This is a genomic window from uncultured Campylobacter sp. (assembly GCF_937949835.1).
Classification (GTDB): domain Bacteria; phylum Campylobacterota; class Campylobacteria; order Campylobacterales; family Campylobacteraceae; genus Campylobacter_B.
Genome location: NZ_CALEDC010000393.1, coordinates 1 through 2,043, shown reverse-complemented (window position 1 = coordinate 2,043; position 2,043 = coordinate 1). Strand labels below are relative to the sequence as shown.

The 2,043-nt window shown below is 53.1% G+C and carries 2 protein-coding genes; both read right to left on the bottom strand.

Annotated elements, in window-relative coordinates; genetic code table 11:
* Positions 1-105 precede the first annotated feature (105 nt).
* The gene (gene sppA / locus Q0256_RS08905; RefSeq protein WP_297962316.1) at positions 106-978 is read right to left on the bottom strand and encodes a signal peptide peptidase SppA; all 873 of its coding nucleotides are present in this window, start codon (positions 976-978) and stop codon (positions 106-108) included.
* The coding region (locus Q0256_RS08900) for an aminofutalosine deaminase family hydrolase (protein WP_297962314.1) at positions 966-2,043 on the bottom strand (1,078 nt) is incomplete at its 5' end. The genes sppA and Q0256_RS08900, both read right to left, overlap by 13 nt.

The following is a 2,043-nucleotide window of genomic DNA, read 5'->3' as shown; positions in this document are numbered from 1 at the left end:
CCAAATGAAAAAGCGAGGAAATTTAAAAGTAATCAAACCCAGTATAGCTTCTGCATACAAAATTCTACTCTTTCAATTCCCTCATAATTTAAAATTTCTAAAATTCTAATACGCCATCAGCTTGGCGCCGAACGCCCCGCGTACCAAACTCTCGCTTTTATTTGCCAGCCTATCCATCATCTTCTCATACGCAGAAGGCTCCTGCCAGATCGGATCTGCTACGCCGCTAGCCTTTATGAGCGCGCTTTTAGCGTCATCCAAAGAGCCCACCTCGTCGATGAGCCCGACGCCTTTGGCGCCGCTAGCTAAAAATACTCTCGCATTCGCCCACGCATCGCGCTTCCTAAGATCCAGCGAGCGCGCCTGCGCCACCTCGCGCGTAAATAGCTCATAGCTCTCATCCACCAGAGCTTGCAGGCTCGCGCGCTCCACGTCGCTCCATTTTCGCATCATCGTGCCCGCCTCTTTGAGCTCGCCCGCTTTGACGATCTGTTCGGCAAACCCCAATTTAGCTGCAGCTTCGCTCACATCAAGCCCCTGCATGATCACGCCAATGGAGCCGATGAAGCTGCCCGGATTTGCATAAATTTTACTCGCCCACACGCCGCCTAGGTAGCTGCCGCTCGCCATCGTGCCCTTGGCGTAGGCGACGACCGGCTTGCGCGAGTTTAGAGACTTGATCGCCAGCGAAATTTCTACGCTAGGGCTTAGCGCGCCGCCGGGGCTGTCGATCAGCAGAAGCACCCCCTTAATCGCCTCGTCGTTTTTCAGAGTTTCGATCTTTTCTAAAATTTCGCTATCGTCCATTATCGCGCCGCTTAGCGAAAGCTGAGCGAGATTCGCGCCCTTTTGTTGCGCGCTTTCGCCGCCTGCGAAAATCAAAAACAAAATAAGCAGAAAAATCAGGGATTTAAAGTATTTGTTGATAAAGCCGAGCACGGCGCCGATCGGCGCAAAGATATTTTTTAGAAATTGCATTTCATTCCTTCGATAAAAAGTGATTTTGCATTTTTGCTCTGCAAAATGAGCTGTAGCGGCAGCTGATCCTCATCGCACTCAATGCCTTCAAAAACGGCGATGTCGGCGAGCTTGCCCTCTTTCAGTTCGCCTAAGCCTAATCCCAGCGCGGCTGCCGCATTTCTCGTCGCGCCTAAAAGTAACGCTCGCGCCAGTTCCGCCAGGCCCAGCTCGTCGTGCATCATTAAATTTGCACGCAGCTCGTCTAAAAAGCTTAGACTAAAATTCGAGCTAAGACCGTCGGTAGCGATGTTGTAATTAAGCCCGCTTGCGAGCAGCTTTTTAAAGCTCAGCCGCTTTTTGCTAAGCAGGCGGTTGGAGCGCACGCAGTGCGTGATCGAGTGAAGCTTCGGATCAAAGATGCTAAAATCATCCACCCACACGCAATGCGTAAAAAGCGTGCGAAGCCCGCTAAAATGCGCTACAAAGCTCTGCGGCGAGTAAAAAGGCGCGGGCGCGGGATTAAATTTAGAAAGCCGGGCTTTAAATTTGCCGCGACCGGTGCGCAGCCACTGCCGCTCATACGCGCTCTCCATAAAATGCGTGCTTATAGCAAGCTCGTTTTCGCGGGCAAGCTTCGTCGCAAACTCCGTAATCTGCGGGTGCGTCGAGTACGGCGAGTGCACCGACACGGCGGGGATAAAAAGCGAGCTTGCAAGCGCCTTTGAGCGCTCAAATCGCTCTTTAAATTTAGAAATATTCTCCGCCGCAGCGTCTCTGCTCGCACCTAAAATTTCATTAAAAAACACGGTTCTAATGCCGCTTTGCGCGCAAGCTTCAGCCTCGCCGCCGAAGCTTGAAATTTCACCGATCGTGCCCACGCCGCTTCGCATCATCGCGGCGATCTGCTCTGCGACCAGCCGTCCGCGCGCCGCGGCGTCCAGCTGCTGCCTTGAGGCGATGACGTCTCGCATCGGCAACCCCTTATAAAATTTCGCATCCGCAGTCTGTGCCGCTCTACTCCGCTCGCTGTTTGCACTAAGTAGAGCGTAAATTTCGCCGCCGTCCGGCCGCACGGAGAGAGCT

Excerpts from the sequence above, each read along its gene's own strand:
- sppA (WP_297962316.1), bottom strand. The coding sequence starts at position 978 with ATGCAATTTCTAAAAAATATCTTTGCGCCGATCGGCGCCGTGCTCGGC.